The 230-nt window shown below is 71.7% G+C and carries 1 protein-coding gene; it reads right to left on the reverse strand.

All coding sequences use genetic code 11. From position 1 onward, the window contains the following. Positions 1-184: DUF6931 family protein (locus SB822_RS61470; RefSeq protein WP_410859715.1), on the reverse strand; the 184-nt coding region annotated here is incomplete at its 3' end. Positions 185-230 lie beyond the last annotated feature (46 nt).

Consider the following 230-nt stretch of genomic DNA (forward strand, 5'->3'; position numbering starts at 1 on the left):
GACATACCCACGCGACCGTGTAGCGACGCGGCAAGAGGCGCGCGAGCAGGCTCAGCGCGTCGGCGGCGAGTCCGTCGTCGAGCAGCGTCTGTACGGCGGCGCGCGGCGTCATGCCTGGTTCCAGGCGGGCGTTCGCCGGCGCGGAAAGCCGCATCTGCCGGGCAGCGTCGAAAAGCGTAGTCATAGCGGCAGGATCATCGGCGCCGCGCCGCCGAGTATCGCGGTGGCCG

This window comes from Paraburkholderia sp. SIMBA_054, assembly GCF_046534875.1.
Classification (GTDB): Bacteria; Pseudomonadota; Gammaproteobacteria; order Burkholderiales; family Burkholderiaceae; genus Paraburkholderia; species Paraburkholderia hospita.